Genomic DNA, 16202 nt, shown 5'->3' with positions numbered 1-16202 from the left:
TCAGGCCGCAACCTCCCTACCTGTGACAGCGGTAACAGAACCGCTCTACAGACCGCTGTATATGTCACCCTTCCCGACCGTTTCTGCGCGGCAACCGGCCGTTTCCCGCAGCTTCACGCAACGGCCGGTCGCCCGTTTCACGCCGCCGCCTGCAGCTCCACCCGCGCCCCGAACTCCCGCACCACCGGCTCGTCCCGGAACGGCTCCAGCCGCTGCTGGAAGTCCTCCAGATACTCGGCGCCCCGGTTGGAGCGTAGGGACTCGAGCAGCTCCACGGCCTTCAGGCCCGTGTTGCAGGCCTGCTCGATCTCCCGCTGCTGCACCTGCGCGCTGGCCAGCAGCACATAGCCGATGGCCCGCCTGCGCGCCTTCGTCTCGGGCAGCCCGGTCAGGGACTCCTGCGCGCATCGCGCCGCCGCCTCGGCCTGTCCGAGGTCCCGGTGGCAGTGCGCCAACTCGTCCGCCAGATACGCCTCGTCGAAGTGCGTGATCCACGCCGGGTCGTCCCCGGACGAGGCGTCGGCCGACTCCAGCGCGGTCACCGACCGCCCGGACGCCACCTGGGCCGCCCGCGCGTCGCCCATCAACGCGTGCCCGCGTGCCTCCGCGGCATAGAACATCGCCTCCGCGCGCGGTGTCACGCGCCCACGCGCCCCCTCCTGCGCCGCCCGCGCCAACTGGGCGATCTCGCGCGGGTTTCCGAGCTGTGCGGCGAGGTGGCTCATGGAGGCGGCGAGCACATAGCCGCCGTAACCACGGTCGCCGGCGGCCTGTGCGAGCCGCAGCGCCTGGATGTAGTACCGCTGGGCCAGGCCCGGTTGACCGGTGTCGACGGCCATGTAGCCCGCGAGCTCGGTCAGTCGGGCCACCGCGGCGAAGAGATCGCGCCCGACGGCCTCCCGGTACGACCCCGCCAGCAGCCCCGAGACGACGCTGTTGAGGTAGTGCACGACGACCGGCCGCACATGCCCGCTGCCGTACTGGTGGTCCAGGTCCACGAGCGCCTGGGTCATCGCCCGCACCGCCGCCACGTCGGACTGCCCGACCCGCGGGCCCGCCGAGCGCGCCACCTGCGAGTCCGGCGAGGAGATCAGCCAGTCGCGGCTCGGCTCGACGAGCGCGGACGCGGCGACGGACGAGCCGGACAGGAAGTCCCGCCGGCCCACGTCGCTGCGCCACAGCTCGCAGACCTGCTCGATGGCCCCCAGCACCGTCGGCGAGAACTGGAGACCGACACCCGAAGCAAGGTTTTTGCCGTTGGCCATGCCGATCTCGTCGATCGTGACCGTACGGCCGAGCTTGCGGCCCAGCGCCTCCGCGATGATCGCGGGCGCCCGGCCCCGCGGCTGCTGGCCGCGCAGCCAGCGGGCCACGGACGTCTTGTCGTAGCGCAGGTCGAGGCCGTGCTCGGCGCCGCACATGTTGACCCGGCGGGCGAGCCCGGCGTTCGAGCACCCCGCCTCCTGGATGAGCGCCTGCAGCCGTTCGTTCGGCTGCCGCGCGACGAGAGGCCTTGCGGCCATGGCGTACCCCCTGTGGCTGCGGTGCCTGCCCACGCACCGAGTTGGCGTGCCTTACGTGACCGAACGCCCTGCTCCTCCGAGCGAAAAGATCGGCCTCGAAGATCAATGCCCCGCGGACATACCGAAAATGCGAGGCATGCGAGGATTGCCGGGGTAAAGGCGGAAGCCGACCCCAAGCGTGGCTACCCAGTCCGGGCCGAGGTTCCTCCCGCGCGCCCCCACAGATGCATCCATGCGCCCCAGATACGGAATCGATGCCCCTCCCCCGCGCGCGTTACCCCCGTAACCCGAGGTGGATGCGGGAGTTGAGTTCACCGTGGAAGAGACGATCGCGGGCACCGAAGCCGCTCAGATTCCGAAGCAGCGCGGCGAATCGCTGCTGGAGACCGCCGTACGCTACGCCGAGGAGCGCCACTGGGACGTCTTCCCCGGCACCTGGCTGGAAGCCGTCGACGGGGTGCAGTGCTGCTCCTGCGGCGATGCCGCGTGCGCCGCGCCAGGCGCGCATCCGGCGCGGGAGGACTGGGCGACGCAGGCCACCGGCAGTGCGACGGTCGCACGGCGGATGTGGCAGAAGCAGCCGACGGCGTCGATTCTGCTGCCGACGGGCCTGACGTTCGACGCGATCGAGGTGCCGGAGACCGCGGGGTTCCTCGCGCTGGCGCGCATGGAGCGCATGGAGTTGACGCTCGGTCCCGTGACTTTGACGCCGGACCGGCGGATGCACTTCTTCGTGTTGCCCGGTGCGTCGGTGAAGGTACCTGAGCTGGTGCGCAAGTTGGGCTGGTCGCTGTCGTCGCTGAGTCTGGTCGCGCTGGGCGAGGGCTCGTACGTGGCCGCGCCTCCCACGCGCTTCGGGTCGCGAGGTGCCGTCCAGTGGGCGTGCCGTCCGACGCCGGCGAACCGGTGGCTGCCGGATGCGGAGGAGTTGATCTCGCCGCTTGCCTACGCCTGCGGACGGGACCGCTGATCCTGCTCTCGGCAGCCCGGCCCCTTAGTGTTTTCGCATGACGTCAGCCGCCGTACGTGTACAAGGCCTGTGGAAACGGTTCGGGCAGCAAGTTGCCGTCGCCGGAATCGATCTGGAACTGCCCGCGGGGAAGTTCATCGGGCTGGTCGGACCGAACGGTGCCGGGAAGACCACCACCCTCTCCATGGTCACCGGGCTGCTGCGGCCCGATCAGGGGAGCGTCGAGGTCGTCGGGCACGACGTGTGGCGGGACCCGGCGGCGGTGAAGGCGCGGATCGGGGTGCTGCCGGAGGGGCTGCGGCTGTTCGAGCGGCTGTCGGGGCGTGAACTGCTCGGCTACAGCGGCCGGTTGCGCGGCCTGCCCGGCGCCGAGGTCGACAAGCGGGCCACGCAGCTGCTCGACGTGCTCGACCTGGCCGGCGCCCAGCACAAGCTCGTCGTCGACTACTCGACCGGCATGCGCAAGAAGATCGGCCTCGCGGCCGCGCTGCTGCACAATCCCGAAGTCCTGTTCCTGGACGAGCCGTTCGAGGGGGTCGACCCCGTCTCCGCGCAGACCATCCGGGGCGTCCTCGAGCGGTACACGGCCTCCGGCGCCACCGTCGTCTTCTCCTCCCACGTCATGGAACTCGTCGAGTCGCTGTGCGACTGGGTCGCCGTCATGGCCGCCGGCCGCATCCGCGCCCACGGCACGCTCGCCGAGGTCCGCGGCGAGGCCCGCTCACTGCAGGAGGCGTTCCTCCAACTCGTCGGCGCGGGCGCCCGGAACACCGGCTCCGACCTCGACTGGCTGGGCGGCGGGGCCCGATGACGGGCGACGCCGGCCCCGTGCGCAACATCACCCCCGTCGTCGTACGGCTGAAACTGTCGCTGCTGAAGAACGGCCTGAAGCAGTCGGGCGGGCGGCGGGCCGCCTACGTCGTGTCGGCCGCCGTCGTGCTGCTCTTCGGGGCGCTGCAGCTGCTCGGCCTGATCGCGCTGCGCGGGCACGCGCACGCCGAGGCGGTGGTCGTGCTGCTGGTCGCCGTGCTGGCGCTCGGCTGGGCGGTGATGCCGCTGTTCTTCCCCGGCGGGGACGAGACCCTCGACCCGACCCGCCTGGTCATGCTGCCGCTCCAACCACAGCCTCTGGTACGGGCGTTGCTGGCGGCCTCACTCGTCGGCATCGGACCGCTGTTCACCCTGCTCCTGCTGACCGGCTCGGTGGTCACTCTCGCGCACGGCGGGGCGGCGTTCGCCGTCGGTGTCGTCGCCGTCGTCCTCGCGCTGCTGGTGTGCGTGGCCCTGGCGCGCGCCGTCGCCGCCGCCAACATCCGCCTGCTGACCAGCCGCAAGGGCCGCGACCTCGCGGTGCTGAGCGGCCTGGTCATCGCGATCGGGGCACAGCTGGTCAACTTCGGGGCACAGCACCTGGGTTCGAGCGGGCTGGCACAACTCGACCCGGTCGGCGACGTGTTCCAGTGGGTGCCGCCCGCCTCGGCGATCGCCGCGGTGCACTCCGTGAGCAAGGGCTCCTACGGCGTCGCGGTCGCCCAACTGGCGCTGAGCGCAGGCGCGTTGGTGGCCCTGATCGCCGTGTGGTCGCGCCACCTGACCAAGCTCATGACCTCGCCCGACGGCTCCACCCTCCAGGCCGCCACCGAACCGGGCGCCCGCGAGCGGACCTCCTCCTCCGGCCTCGCCCGCCTCCTGCCCGCCGGCCGCACCGGCACGGTCATGGAACGCAGCCTGCGCTATGTGTGGCGCGACCCCAAGACCAAGGCGGCCTGGGTGACTTCGCTGGCCATCGGCCTGATCGTGCCGGTGTTCAACGCCCTGCAGGGCACCGGCTCGGTCTACTTCGCGTGCTTCGCCGCGGGGATGCTCGGCATCCAGATGTACAACCAGTTCGGGCAGGACACTTCCGCGTTCTGGATGGTCGCCACGACCATCTCGTCCGCTCACGACGCCTACGTCGAACTGCGCGGCCGGGCCCTCGCACTGCTGGTGATCACCCTGCCGTACGCCACCCTCGTGACCGTCCTGACGACCGCGATGCTCGGCGACTGGCCCCGCCTCCCCGAGGTCCTCGGCCTCTCCTTCGCCCTCCTCGGCGCGATGCTCGCGACCGGCGCCTGGACCTCCGCCCGCTTCCCGTACTCCATCCCCCAGGAGGGCTACAAGAACGTCGCCCCCGGCCAGACCGGCCTCGCCTGGATCTCCATCTTCGGCGGCATGGTCTCGGCAGCCCTCCTGTCCGCTCCGATCATCACGGCAACGATCTGGGCGAACGTGGCAAAGAACGGCGACGACTGGGGCTGGCTACTGCTCCCGGCAGGCGCGGCATACGGAGCGGCCATCACACTGGCGGGCCTACGCCTGGCAGCACCACGAACGGCAGCCCGCCTGCCGGAGATCCTGATGGCCGTGAGCAAGGGCTGACGCTCCCCTCATGACGCGGGGACACCTGCAACGCGCCCTCAGGGGCGCGGGGAACTGCGCGACAAGCCACACACAACCCGCACCCGCCACACAACAGAACCCCCCGAGCGAACAGGCGCACAACTCACACCATCACGCCGTCAAGAAACGGCTCAATAGCCGCCCTCCACGCCTCCGGCTGGTCATAGTGCACAAGATGCCCCGCATCAGCCACCTCCGCGTACTCCCCCCGGGGCAGCACCCGCACCATCTCCTGCGCCTCCGCCCGCCCCAACTCCCCGTCCAACCCCCGCACCACCAACGCCGGACACCTGACCTGCGCCAGCTCCTCCCAGTGCGCGTCGTACACCCACGTCTCCCGGGACTTCAGCATCTGCTCGGGATCGAAAACGGGCCGCCACCCGTCGGGAGACTCATGCATCACCTCGGCGTAGAACTCCCCCCGCGCCGCATTCGGCCGCTCCACCCAGGGATCGTCCTCACCGAACCACTTCCGTACGTCGGCGAGCGTGGCGAAGGGAACGGGCCAGGCCTTGAACCAGTCCGCCCACTCCCGCTGCGAGGCGGCACCCAGCGCGGAGGCCCGCATGTCGCAGATGATCACGCCCCGAACCAGGTCGGGCCGCTTCGCGGCGAGCTGCCAGGCGGTCAGCGCACCCATCGCATGGCCGATGAGGACGGCCGGTGCGAGGCCGAGCTGTTCGAGAGCGGCCTCCGCGTCCTCGACATACGCCTCGCGGGTGAAGGAGGCCTGCGGGGGCTTGCCGCTCTGGCCGTGGCCGCGCTGGTCGAGTGCGACGGCGCGATGCCGCTCGGAGAGCCAGCGGGCGGTGGACGCCCAGTGCGAGGCGCGGCCCATCAGGCCGTGCAGTAACAGCACGCCGGGAGCGTGGTCCTGGTGGCCGGGCGGGGCGGCCCGCTCACCCGTGAACTGCGACGGAATCGCGGGCTCCGCCACGCTGATCGCCGGGTCGGTCTTGGGAGGGTCGCCGAACTCCCACGCCGCAAGTCGTACGCCGCCCGCCCCGGTCACGTCGATGCGTCGCGCCATGGTCCTGGCACCCCCCTAGCTCCGCTCGGACCGCTCGCTCCCGCTCGAGCCGGCCGGTCCTGTGAACCGTGTCCTGCCGTTGCCGTGCAGCTGCCTGTGCTGGGCACTCACCTGAAGCCCTGTGTACTCACTCCTGAAGCGCACATTCCGCGTGACTCGTCACCCGGAGACTATCGAATGGGTATTCGAGAATGCTGTTTGTGCGGGCAACACCCCTCGTACGAGTGACCTCGCTCAAGGAATGATCGCCGCCGCCGAGGGGAGATCTTCAGCGGGAGGCGGACCGCTCGGGGAAAACGGTCCGAAGGGGATGACCCTGAGAGCTCGGGGCTCCGGGTCAGCACAGGGGAGGACAGGCCCCGGCGCCACACGGCGCCGGGGCCCTCCACACGTCTGCGGCACATCCTCCCGCCCCCTCCGGTCATATGCCTCACGCGACAGCCTCGCACGCGAACCGTCCGAGCGCTCCGATTTCGCCGCACAGAATTCTCACCCCGGCCCGCCCCCGCCCCGCCGTGCAGAAAACCGGCGGGACACCCCAACTGCCCCCCACGTCCCGGAAGTTGACGGCTCGAAGTCGACGGCTCAGCGCTTGGCGACGAACACGTGAGAGGCGACGTCCGCCTCCAGCTCGGCGGCCTCGCCGCCGCTGCCGACCAGCACACCGCCCGCCGACTCCGTCACGCTCACCACCGAACCGGGCTGCACACCCGCCCGGCGCAGGGTGTACATCAGCTGCGCGTCCGTCTGGATCGGCTCGCCGATACGGCGCACGACGACCGTCTTGCCCTCCACGCCCGGGTCGAGGTCGGCCAGCGACACCATGCCCTCGTCCAGGAACGGGTCCGCGCCGTCCTTCTCGCCCAGCTCCTCCAGACCCGGGATCGGGTTGCCGTACGGCGACTCGGTCGGGTGCCGCAGCAGCTCGAGCACGCGCCGCTCCACGGCCTCGCTCATCACGTGCTCCCAGCGACACGCCTCCGCGTGCACCTGCTCCCACTCCAGACCGATCACGTCGACGAGCAGACACTCCGCGAGCCGGTGCTTGCGCATCACGCGCGTGGCGAGCCGGCGGCCCTCGTCCGTGAGCTCCAGGTGGCGGTCGCTGGCGACGGACACCAGGCCGTCGCGCTCCATCCGCGCCACCGTCTGGCTGACGGTCGGCCCGCTCTGGTCGAGCCGCTCGGCGATCCGGGCGCGCATGGGGACCACACCTTCCTCCTCCAGCTCGAGGATGGTGCGGAGATACATCTCCGTGGTGTCGATCAGTCCGGACATACGTGCCCCTCGATGAGATCTGCCGGAAGCACGAACGGCTTCCCGGCGCGTGCGCTGGCCCTGGATTCAATTCTGACGCATACCACTGACAACCGTGCCGCGCCGTTGGAACCAGGGGGTTACGCGGGTGTACCCGCGAGTATTCGGCCGTATCCGAGCAGGTGTGCGGGCCCGGCCGGACGCCCGTATTGACAGCGCACTGGTCCAGACCGCACGGTGATCCGCGACACAGCACAGACACCGACACCGACGCCGCCCCCGGAAGGACCCGCATGAGCGAGGGCAAACTGGCCGGCCAGTTCTTCGACGCCGCGATCGACCTCCTGCAACGGGTCCGCGACGAGGAGGCCGACAGCATCGCCGCGGCCGGCACCCTGATCGCCGACACCGTCGCCGACGGGGGCCGCCTCTTCGCATTCGGCGCCGGACACTCCTCCCTCGCCGCCCAGGACGTCGTCTACCGCGCGGGCGGCCTCGCCCTGATGAACCTGCTCGCCGTACCCGGCGTCGTCGGCGTCGACGTGATGCCGGCCACACTGGGCTCCGCCCTGGAGCGGGTCGACGGACTCGCCAGCGCGGTGCTGGACACCTCCCCGCTGCGCGCGGGCGACGTCCTGGTGATCATCTCCCTCTCCGGCCGTAACGCCCTCCCCGTCGAGATGGCCATGAACGCCCGCGCACTCGGCGTACGGGTCATCGGCGTCACCTCGGTGGCGTACGCGACGGAAACACGTTCCCGCCACGTCTCGGGCACGTACCTGAAGGACCACTGCGACATCGTCCTCGACTCCAAGATCGCCCTCGGCGACGCGACCCTCACCCTCGACACCATCCAGGCCCCCTTCGCCCCCGCCTCGACGGTCGTCACCAGCGCCCTCCTCCAGGCAGTCATGGCCACAGCAGCCGGCACCCTCGCGGAACGCGGCATCGAACCACCGCTCCTGCGCTCGGGCAACGTGGACGGCGGCCACGAGTGGAACGGCCGCGTGATGGAGGAGTACGGGGACCGGATCTTCTACCGGCGGTAGCGAAGGGCGACAGGGACCGGATCTCCCAGCGGCGGTGGCGGAGGGCGGCAGGGCCCGCTATTCCCGCCCCACGACCCCCGACAGATCCAACGCCGCCGCGATCCTCACCGCGACATCCTCCGCGTACGCCGCATCCACCCGCTCGAACTGACTCCGCCCAGCCCCACGCAAAAACGTCACAACCCCCAAAGTCCGCCCCCGGCTCCGCAACACCGCACACAACGCATGCACCGCATCCGACGGCCACTGCCGAGCCCGCGCCCACTCCCGCGCCTGATCGGCCGGCACAGACCCGACACTCGCCCGCACGGACCCCGTCCGCTCCACGCACTGCAACGCCGGATGCCCCTGCCCGTACCGCACCGGCAACCCCGCCTGCCCGGTCAGCAGACTCGGCCCCGGCGCCCCGGAAGGCGTCGCGGCGACCCGCACCAGCCGTACCGGCCCCTCCGCCTCCCCGTCGGCCACCGCACCGCCCGCCACCCGGTCGATCAACGCATGATCGGCGAACCCGGCGAGCGCGAAGTCCAGATGAACCGTCGCAGCCTCCCGCGGATCCTCACACTCGGCCGCCGCCCGAGCCGCCCGGTGCAACTGGTTCGTCCGGAAGCGCAGCAGCGCCGCCTCCTGCTCCCCCTGCTTGCCCTCGGTCACGTCCTGGAAGAGCCAGCCCACACCCAACGGCACCGGCTCCTCCGCAAGCGGTGAAGCCAGCCGCACGAACCCGCACCGCCAGCACCGCCGCTGCTCGCCCTCCGGCGTACGCACACTGACCCAGATCTCGGCCGGCGCAGGCGGCGCCCCCTCCGCCAGCACATGCGTGAGCGCGCTCTCCAGCTCCTCCACACCCTGGGCCAGCAACTCCCCGAGCGGCCGCCCCAGCGCCGACGTACGCCCGATCCCGAGCGAACGCGCCGCATGAGCATTCACCACAGCAGGCCGCAGATCGGCATCGACAAGCACCACGCCCCAGCTCGCGTCCTCGAACAACGCCTCGCTCAGGGCAATGGACCGCTCCAGATCGATCTGCGCATGCACCTCGCTGAAGGCGCAGTACAGCCCGGCAGGCTTCCCCTCGGGCCCACGCACGGCCGCAGACTGCGTCCTGACGAGCACCCGCCCGCCGTCCTTGGTCAGCAACGCGAACTCATGCACCTGCCGCCCGGGCGACTCCATGGCGGACATCAGCCGCCCCTCGACCTCCTCGGCGTCGGCCTCCCGCACGGCCCACCCGGCGAACCCGTGCCGCCCCACCGCCTCGGCAGCGGTCCACCCCAGAATCCGCTCCGCCTCACGGTTCCAATGGGTCACGACCCCGTCCGCATCGAACGCACACAGCGCCGCGTCCATCCCGTCGAGCAGCGCGGCCAGCAGATCGGAGCCGTCAGGACCCACCGGGCCGACCCGCTCGGGCTCATCGGGCCCCAGCTCGTCGGTGGTCCCACTACGCCGGGAAGCACTCACCTGGACCCCCTGCCAAGCTGCGTCCGCACGTACGGCGCGTCGGTTCGCTCACTCGCAATCATCTAACTGGAACGTGACGCAGCACACACCGAGTTCCCCAAGATTGAAGGAATCGTTGTACGCCGTGCACCTGTGTCCTGCTCTCTCTCCTATGATCCGCCCGCGGACAGCCGAAGATCAATCCACAGATCGCTTACCCCGTCCAGCACATACCGCTCGACCTCGTCGAAGCCGTGCTTCCGGGCGAAGAGCAGCCCGTCCTCATTTGCGGCCAGCACACACGTCTCAACGACCCGCGCACCCAGCACACGCGCGTGGGCGAGCCCCCGCTCGTACAGGGCCGCCCCGAACCCCCGCCTCCGGTACTCGGGCAGCACGCGCGCAATAACGGTCGCCACGGCGTCCTCCCCCGCGGGCGGCCGCACAGTGGAACACCCGACGAGTACGTCCCCGAGGTACGCGTTCTCCAGCCGATACCGCCCGAGCCGCTCCCGCGCCTCGCCCAGCGACATCGCGGCAGGCGGCACAACGGCGTTGTGCACGTACCGCCACTCCTCCAACATGCCCTCCCCGTGCACGGCCTCGATCCGCAGCCCCCGCCGCCGCGCATACACCTCGATCTCGATCTTCATACGAGGATCAGCCAGCCCACACACCAGCATCGTCGCCGCAGGCCGCACCTCCCCGAACGCCCGCCGCAACACCGGCCAACAAGGCTCGAAGTCCGCCCTCTCAGGCAGCAGATACCGCACCCGCACCACATCGGAGAACCCACACCCCGCCTCCGCGAGCGCCGCCCCGACATTCCGCAGACACTGCTCGGCCTGCTCCACCACGTCGTCGGAGATCGTCATGGCCCCGTAGTCGAACCCCGTCGTCCCCGACACATGCACCCAGTCCCCGTCGACCACGGCCCGGGCATACCCGATCTGCTCCTCGAACACCGAACCACTGAGAATCGCACGCCGCTCCGTCATGCGCGGAACGCTAACGGAGGTCCCGGACGATCACCCGTCTAGCAGCAAGATCGGGTACGCGTTCGAGGATTTGGGATTCTTCGCACGAATGAGCGCCATCTGTCGATTCGACCTTGCGCGGACCATGTTGATCACTAGCGTTTCCTTCACGTGCTGAAAGGAGGTCACTCGCTTCACCGATCGCGAATCGGGGCCTGCCTTCTTAAGGAAGCCGGGTCGAGTGACCAGCCCAAGTCATCACGATCAGAGAGATCAGGGAGGTGCACCGATGACTACGTTTCCTGCAGGCGAGCAGACCCACCAGGCTGTGCTTCCTCAGCAGCCTGCTCTGGAATCCGTGGGAGCAGACACCCCTGGGAGCAGGGACGAAACGGCCTATGGACACCCCGCCACCGTGCGGGACACCGGCAGGGAACATGGGCGAGGGGAGACCGGCGGGCGCGGCACCAGAGCCCGTCGGCGTCACGCCAAGAACGCTGCTCCGGCAGCGGAGGCGGCAGAGAATGGGAGCGGTGACGCTCCCACGTACAAGCAGTCGTACACAGGCGGTGTCGGCGCGAGCAGGGTCTTCGTCCTCTCCAAGGACGGCCGGCCGCTCATGCCGTGCCACCCCGCTCGAGCCCGCGAACTGTTGGGCAAGGGACGGGCAGTAGTCGCTCGACAGGTGCCGTTCACCATCCGCCTGAAGGACCGCACTCTCGCCGAATCAGAAGTCGAAGGCGTGCAACTGCGCATCGATCCCGGCTCCAAAGGCACCGGACTCGCCCTCACCGACGAGAAGAAGGAAGTCAACGAACACGGCGCCACCGTCACCGTCCGACGCGGCCTCGTCTCGGTCGAACTCCAGCACCGCGGCGACCAGATCCGTAAGTGCATGCAACAACGCGCTGGCTACCGACAAAGGCGACGCTCGGCCAACTGCCGTTATCGGGCGCCTCGTTCACACAACCGACCGCGCGCCGCGGGATGGCTGCCACCCTCACTTCGCCACCGCGTCGACACGACCCACTCCCAGGCAGCCAGCCTCTGCCGATATGCACCCGTCACCGAAATCCACGTGGAAAGCGTCGCCTTCGACACCCACGCGATGAGCACGGGCAGACCTCTCACCGGTGCCGAATACACGCAAGGAACACTCGCCGGAACCGACGTGCGCGCCTACCTGCACGCCAAGTGGAACAGCGCGTGCGCCTACTGTGGCGCCGCTGGAGTACGCCTGAACATCGAGCACGTCAGACCCCGCAGCCGAGGTGGTTCAAGCCGCATCTCCAACCTCGTCCTCGCCTGCGTCCCGTGCAACGAAGCAAAAGGCAGCACCCCCGTCGAGGTCTTTCTCGCTGATCGCCCCGACCTCCTCGCGAAGATCCTCCAGCACATGATGGCGCCACTCCATGACGCCGCCGTCATGAACGCGACCCGCTGGCAGCTCAAGGACGCGCTCTCTACCCTCAGCAGCCCCGTACACACCTGGCCCGGCGTGCGCACCAAGGAAAACCGCACTGCCATGGGACTGGGAAAGACGCACACCCTCGACGCTTTATCCGTCGGATCCCTGGACTACGAGAACGGCGACGCGATCGTCCGATTGCCTCGCCAGGTGCTCGTAGTCAAGGCGACAGGGCGTGGCTCGTACGCCCGCACGACCCCGGACCGCTTCGGCTTCCCTCGCCTCCAGCGAGCTCGGACCAAGCAGCACTTCGGATACGTCACCGGTGACCTCGTACGAGCCACGGTCCCGATCGGCAGGTGGGCGGGCACGTGGACTGGGCGCATCTCCGTCCGAGCCAACGGGCAGCACAGCCTCACCACACCGGAAGGCCGGTTCAACGTCCGCCACCGGAATCTGCGGCTCCTCCAGCGGGGCGACGGATACGGATACTCCTTCCGGCCGGAAGGAGCTCCGTCAACATCTCGAAAAACCGGTTGATCCGTGCCCTACGGCTTCCTAGTGTTGCTGTTACTTCAGAGAGGGGGTGGTTCGGCAGATGTATGCATACCGGACGGAAGAGGTGGCTGCGGGCTAGTGGCCCGCCGTCGTACTCGGTTCGGCGCCGGACCAGCGTGTGCGAGATACACGCAGCCGGCCCAATCCAACGCAGTCACCCGACCCGCGAGCTCGCCGGTACGTCCGGCCGGCTCCTCCGCTGAGGCGGAGGAACCCGAGCTCGCGGGTCGTCTGCGTTCTCGGGGATTTCCAGCGGGCCCTCAGGGACTCAGCCGCTCCACCCGCCAGCCCCCGTCCGTCTCCGCCAGGTACCGCAACCGGTCGTGCAGCCGGTTCTCGCGGCCCTGCCAGAACTCCACCGTCTGCGGGGCCACCCGGAAGCCGCCCCAGTTCGGGGGGACCGGGACCTGTTCGCCCTCCGGGTAGCGGGCCTCGAGTTCGGCGTACGAGGCGTCGAGTTCGGCGCGTGAGGGGATGACCGTGGACTGGGCGCTGGCCCAGGCGCCCAGCTGGGAGCCGTGCGGGCGGGTGCGGAAGTAGGCGGCGGTCTCGTCGCGGCCGGTGCGGCGCGCGATGCCCGAGACGATGACCTGGCGTGCCATCGGGTGCCAGGGGAAGAGCAGCGAGACGTACGGGTTCTCCGCGAGGTCGCGGGCCTTGCGGGAGTCGTAGTTGGTGTAGAAGACGAAGCCCTGCTCGTCGAACTGCTTGAGCAGCACCGTGCGGGAGCTGGACCGGCCCTCGGCGTTCGCCGTGGAGACGACCATGGCGTTCGGCTCGAAGAGGTGGGCCTCCGTCGCCGCCTGTTCGAACCAGTGCGCGAACTGCGCCACCGGAGTGGCGGCCAGATCGGACTCGGCGAGACCCTCGGCCCGGTACTGCTTGCGCATGGCGGCGGGGTCGAGGGGGTGGGCGTCTCGATCGTTCACGCGGTCATCTTGCCGTATGTGCAGGTGCCGTTCGGCATGATGTCGGTCATCATCGAAGAGCCGGATGTGGCACTGAGTGCCGCGCACTCTCCCCAAATGTGGCACTCGGGGATATCGTGCTGATGCCGTTCCGGTTGAGTGAGCAGCCGTACGGGGCATCACCAGGGTGGCCACCCAGGACCGCGAGTCGCACGACCGACCGGGGATCCAGCGGCCGAGCCGCCAGCCACTTCTGTCGTACACATCACGAGGAGCCGCCTGATGTCCGACTTCGTACCCGGACTCGAGGGAGTCGTCGCGTTCGAGACGGAGATCGCCGAACCGGACAAGGAGGGCGGCGCCCTTCGGTACCGGGGCGTCGACATCGAGGACCTGGTCGGTCACGTCTCGTTCGGAAACGTGTGGGGGCTGCTGGTCGACGGCGCCTTCAACCCCGGTCTGCCGCCCGCCGAACCGTTCCCGATCCCCGTGCACTCCGGCGACATCCGGGTGGACGTCCAGTCGGCCCTGGCCATGCTGGCGCCCGTATGGGGCCTGAAACCGCTGCTGGACATCGACGCCGAGCAGGCGCGCGCGGACCTGGCCCGGGCGGCCGTCATGGCGCTCTCCTACGTCGCCCAGTCCGCCCGCGGTCAGGGGCGGCCCATGGTTCCGCAGCGCGAGATCGACAAGGCGCAGTCGATCACCGAGCGCTTCATGATCCGCTGGCGCGGCGAGCCGGACCCGAAGCATGTCGCGGCCGTAGACGCCTACTGGACCTCGGCCGCCGAGCACGGCATGAACGCGTCCACCTTCACCGCCCGCGTCATCGCCTCCACCGGTGCGGATGTGGCCGCGGCGCTCTCCGGTGCCGTAGGAGCCATGTCCGGTCCGCTGCACGGCGGTGCCCCGTCCCGTGTGCTCGGCATGATCGAGGAGATCGAGCGGACGGGGGACGCGGAGGCGTACGTCAAGCAGGCCCTCGACAAGGGGGAGCGGCTGATGGGCTTCGGGCACCGGGTGTACCGGGCCGAGGACCCACGCGCGCGCGTGCTGCGGCGTACGGCTCGTGAGCTGGGCGCTCCGCGGTTCGAGGTGGCGGAGGCGCTGGAGAAGGCCGCCCTGGCGGAGCTGCATGCGCGGCGGCCGGATCGGGTGCTCGCGACGAACGTGGAGTTCTGGGCGGCGATCGTTCTCGACTTCGCCGAGGTCCCTGCGCACATGTTCACGTCGATGTTCACGTGTGCCCGTACGGCGGGGTGGTCGGCGCACATTCTGGAGCAGAAGCGGACGGGGCGGCTTGTCCGGCCGTCTGCGCGGTATGTGGGGCCGGGGTCTCGGTCGCCTCAGGAGATCGAGGGGTACGGGGACATCGCCCACTGAGGGGTGACGGCAGGAGCGCGGGCGACTGCGGGCTGTTGTGGCTGGTCGCGCCCAGGCGGCGGAGCCGCAAATCGATGCAGCCCCGCGCGCCTGGCATGGCGTTGATCACGCCGGGGTGAGCAGGTTCCCGTGGTGTCGCTCGGCCACTGGCGGGTGGGCCCTCAGTTTGCCCTTCAGCTCGTTGTAGCCGTATTCGGCGAACAGGGGGTTGGCCGGGTCGTCGGTGACTCCGGGGGCCGTTGTCGCGTGCGGGAACTGCAGGGGCTCGACCTTCGCGTCCAGCCGCGGGTTGTAGAAGAAGGGCACGGAGAAGCGCTCTGTGGCGCCGGGCGGGGACACCACTCGGTGGCTGGTGGCGACCAGGTAGCCGTTGGTCGCCACCTCCAGCAGCTCGCCGAGGTTGACGACGAAGGCGCCCTCCAGTGGCGGCACGTCATGGAACCGGCCGTCCTCGCGCTCCACCTGCAGGCCGCCGACCCGGTCCTGCAGCAGGAGGGTCAGGAAGCCGTAGTCCTTGTGGGCGCCGACGCCCTGGTCGGCGCCGTCAGCGGCAGTTCCCGGGTAGCGCACGAGCTTCAGGTGCGGGTGGGCGTGGGCGCCGAAGATCCCGTCGTAGAAGTCGGCGGGTGCGCCGATGGCGGTGAGCAGCTCGTGCAGGAGCCGCTGGGCGACCGCGCTCAGCCGGTCGATCCAGGCGAGCGCGGCGGTGCGCAGTTCGGGGAGGGCGGCGGGCCACTGGTTGGGGCCCTCCAGCCACCAGTAGGCGGGCTCGCCGGGACCGGGTGTCCGCGCCGGCCGCTCGGCGCCGATGTCGAGCTGGTCGCGCCAGTCCCTGCTTCCGCCCGTGCGCTCGTCGCCGGTGCGTGTGTAGCCGCGGAAATGGGGCGAGTTGACGTTGTCGAGGGCGAGCCGGTCGGCCTCGGGCAGCCGGAAGAAAGCATGCATGGCCTGCACGAGCCGCTCGGTCTCGGCCTGGCTCACGCCGTGCCCGACGAGCTGGAAGAAGCCCACGTCGTGGGCGGCGCTGTGCAGCTGGGAGTGGAGCAGTGCACGGGCCTGGGGGCCGCGGTCGGCGGCGGAGAGGTCGATGATCGGGAGCAGGTCGTACGACGGGGTCGTCGAAGTGTGCGTCATGAGGTGCGTCCGCAGGGTGTACGGGGCAGGGGCGGCCGCCGGGGGTGGGGCGGGGCCCCGGGTGCCGGAAGGAAGAAAGGAAGTACCGAAGTACGGCAGAGGGGGCTGGGTCAGGCGGAG

13 protein-coding genes are annotated in these 16202 nt (G+C 70.0%); 6 read left to right on the top strand and 7 right to left on the bottom strand.

Translation table 11 applies throughout. From position 1 onward, the window contains the following. Nucleotides 1-137: 137 nt before the first annotated feature. Nucleotides 138-1523 carry a transcriptional regulator gene (locus ACFY1L_RS23700; RefSeq protein WP_388827598.1) on the bottom strand — a complete coding sequence of 462 codons (1386 nt, stop codon included), beginning with the start codon at nucleotides 1521-1523 and terminating at the stop codon, nucleotides 138-140. A 316-nt stretch (nucleotides 1524-1839) separates the two neighbouring features. Between ACFY1L_RS23700 and ACFY1L_RS23695 the strand changes: the two genes are divergently transcribed. Genes ACFY1L_RS23695 through ACFY1L_RS23685 form a run of 3 tightly spaced genes read left to right on the top strand, consistent with a single transcriptional unit; the run spans nucleotide 1840 to nucleotide 4914 of the window. After that, on the top strand, nucleotides 1840-2493 hold the full coding sequence (locus tag ACFY1L_RS23695; RefSeq protein ID WP_388827595.1) for a bifunctional DNA primase/polymerase: 654 nt from the start codon (nucleotides 1840-1842) through the stop codon (nucleotides 2491-2493). A 37-nt stretch (nucleotides 2494-2530) separates the two neighbouring features. Beyond that, nucleotides 2531-3304: an ABC transporter ATP-binding protein gene (locus ACFY1L_RS23690; protein ID WP_388827592.1), complete on the top strand. Its 774-nt coding sequence runs from the start codon at nucleotides 2531-2533 to the stop codon at nucleotides 3302-3304. Then, a complete protein-coding gene (locus ACFY1L_RS23685; protein WP_388827589.1) occupies nucleotides 3301-4914 on the top strand; it encodes a transporter in 1614 nt (537 codons plus the stop codon). The genes ACFY1L_RS23690 and ACFY1L_RS23685 overlap by 4 nt, the downstream gene beginning before the upstream one ends. Before the next feature lie 124 nt (nucleotides 4915-5038). Here ACFY1L_RS23685 and ACFY1L_RS23680 read toward each other — a convergent pair whose 3' ends face one another. Together ACFY1L_RS23680 and ACFY1L_RS23675 are read right to left on the bottom strand one after the other, a co-directional pair. Then, on the bottom strand, nucleotides 5039-5965 hold the full coding sequence (locus tag ACFY1L_RS23680) for an alpha/beta fold hydrolase (RefSeq protein ID WP_388827586.1): 927 nt from the start codon (nucleotides 5963-5965) through the stop codon (nucleotides 5039-5041). Nucleotides 5966-6550: 585 nt separating this feature from the next. Next, entirely contained in the window at nucleotides 6551-7243 is a 693-nt protein-coding gene (locus ACFY1L_RS23675) for a metal-dependent transcriptional regulator (RefSeq protein WP_004000347.1), read from the bottom strand. Nucleotides 7244-7515: 272 nt separating this feature from the next. Between ACFY1L_RS23675 and ACFY1L_RS23670 the strand changes: the two genes are divergently transcribed. Further along, entirely contained in the window at nucleotides 7516-8271 is a 756-nt protein-coding gene (locus tag ACFY1L_RS23670; RefSeq protein WP_388827582.1) for an SIS domain-containing protein, read from the top strand. Nucleotides 8272-8328: 57 nt separating this feature from the next. Here the strand turns inward: ACFY1L_RS23670 and ACFY1L_RS23665 are convergent, their stop codons facing one another. Both ACFY1L_RS23665 and ACFY1L_RS23660 read right to left on the bottom strand, forming a co-directional pair. Then, the gene (locus tag ACFY1L_RS23665; protein ID WP_388827580.1) at nucleotides 8329-9735 is read right to left on the bottom strand and encodes a PAS domain-containing protein; all 1407 of its coding nucleotides are present in this window, start codon (nucleotides 9733-9735) and stop codon (nucleotides 8329-8331) included. A gap of 149 nt (nucleotides 9736-9884) precedes the next feature. After that, complete coding sequence (locus tag ACFY1L_RS23660; protein WP_388827577.1) at nucleotides 9885-10712, bottom strand: GNAT family N-acetyltransferase; 828 nt, start codon at nucleotides 10710-10712, stop codon at nucleotides 9885-9887. A gap of 268 nt (nucleotides 10713-10980) precedes the next feature. Between ACFY1L_RS23660 and iscB the strand changes: the two genes are divergently transcribed. After that, nucleotides 10981-12639: an RNA-guided endonuclease IscB gene (gene iscB / locus ACFY1L_RS23655; protein WP_388828390.1), complete on the top strand. Its 1659-nt coding sequence runs from the start codon at nucleotides 10981-10983 to the stop codon at nucleotides 12637-12639. A 278-nt stretch (nucleotides 12640-12917) separates the two neighbouring features. Here iscB and pdxH read toward each other — a convergent pair whose 3' ends face one another. Further along, on the bottom strand, nucleotides 12918-13547 hold the full coding sequence (pdxH, locus tag ACFY1L_RS23650) for a pyridoxamine 5'-phosphate oxidase (RefSeq protein ID WP_388828387.1): 630 nt from the start codon (nucleotides 13545-13547) through the stop codon (nucleotides 12918-12920). 300 nt (nucleotides 13548-13847) lie between these two features. On the opposite strand from pdxH, the gene ACFY1L_RS23645 reads away from it, so the two are divergent. Beyond that, on the top strand, nucleotides 13848-14948 hold the full coding sequence (locus ACFY1L_RS23645) for a citrate synthase 2 (protein WP_388827574.1): 1101 nt from the start codon (nucleotides 13848-13850) through the stop codon (nucleotides 14946-14948). A gap of 105 nt (nucleotides 14949-15053) precedes the next feature. Here the strand turns inward: ACFY1L_RS23645 and ACFY1L_RS23640 are convergent, their stop codons facing one another. Further along, nucleotides 15054-16082: an isopenicillin N synthase family dioxygenase gene (locus tag ACFY1L_RS23640; protein WP_388827571.1), complete on the bottom strand. Its 1029-nt coding sequence runs from the start codon at nucleotides 16080-16082 to the stop codon at nucleotides 15054-15056. Nucleotides 16083-16202 lie beyond the last annotated feature (120 nt).

The sequence above is a fragment of the Streptomyces sp. NPDC001663 genome, assembly GCF_042893105.1.
GTDB lineage: Bacteria > Actinomycetota > Actinomycetes > Streptomycetales > Streptomycetaceae > Streptomyces.
This window is presented reverse-complemented; position numbering and strand designations above follow the sequence as displayed.

Excerpts from the sequence above, each read along its gene's own strand:
- ACFY1L_RS23640 (WP_388827571.1), bottom strand. The coding sequence starts at position 16,082 with ATGACGCACACTTCGACGACCCCGTCGTACGACCTGCTCCCGATCATC.
- ACFY1L_RS23670 (WP_388827582.1), top strand. The coding sequence starts at position 7,516 with ATGAGCGAGGGCAAACTGGCCGGCCAGTTCTTCGACGCCGCGATCGAC.
- ACFY1L_RS23675 (WP_004000347.1), bottom strand. The coding sequence starts at position 7,243 with ATGTCCGGACTGATCGACACCACGGAGATGTATCTCCGCACCATCCTC.
- ACFY1L_RS23685 (WP_388827589.1), top strand. The coding sequence starts at position 3,301 with ATGACGGGCGACGCCGGCCCCGTGCGCAACATCACCCCCGTCGTCGTA.
- pdxH (WP_388828387.1), bottom strand. The coding sequence starts at position 13,547 with ATGCGCAAGCAGTACCGGGCCGAGGGTCTCGCCGAGTCCGATCTGGCC.
- iscB (WP_388828390.1), top strand. The coding sequence starts at position 10,981 with ATGACTACGTTTCCTGCAGGCGAGCAGACCCACCAGGCTGTGCTTCCT.
- ACFY1L_RS23645 (WP_388827574.1), top strand. The coding sequence starts at position 13,848 with ATGTCCGACTTCGTACCCGGACTCGAGGGAGTCGTCGCGTTCGAGACG.
- ACFY1L_RS23700 (WP_388827598.1), bottom strand. The coding sequence starts at position 1,523 with ATGGCCGCAAGGCCTCTCGTCGCGCGGCAGCCGAACGAACGGCTGCAG.
- ACFY1L_RS23690 (WP_388827592.1), top strand. The coding sequence starts at position 2,531 with ATGACGTCAGCCGCCGTACGTGTACAAGGCCTGTGGAAACGGTTCGGG.
- ACFY1L_RS23680 (WP_388827586.1), bottom strand. The coding sequence starts at position 5,965 with ATGGCGCGACGCATCGACGTGACCGGGGCGGGCGGCGTACGACTTGCG.
- ACFY1L_RS23660 (WP_388827577.1), bottom strand. The coding sequence starts at position 10,712 with ATGACGGAGCGGCGTGCGATTCTCAGTGGTTCGGTGTTCGAGGAGCAG.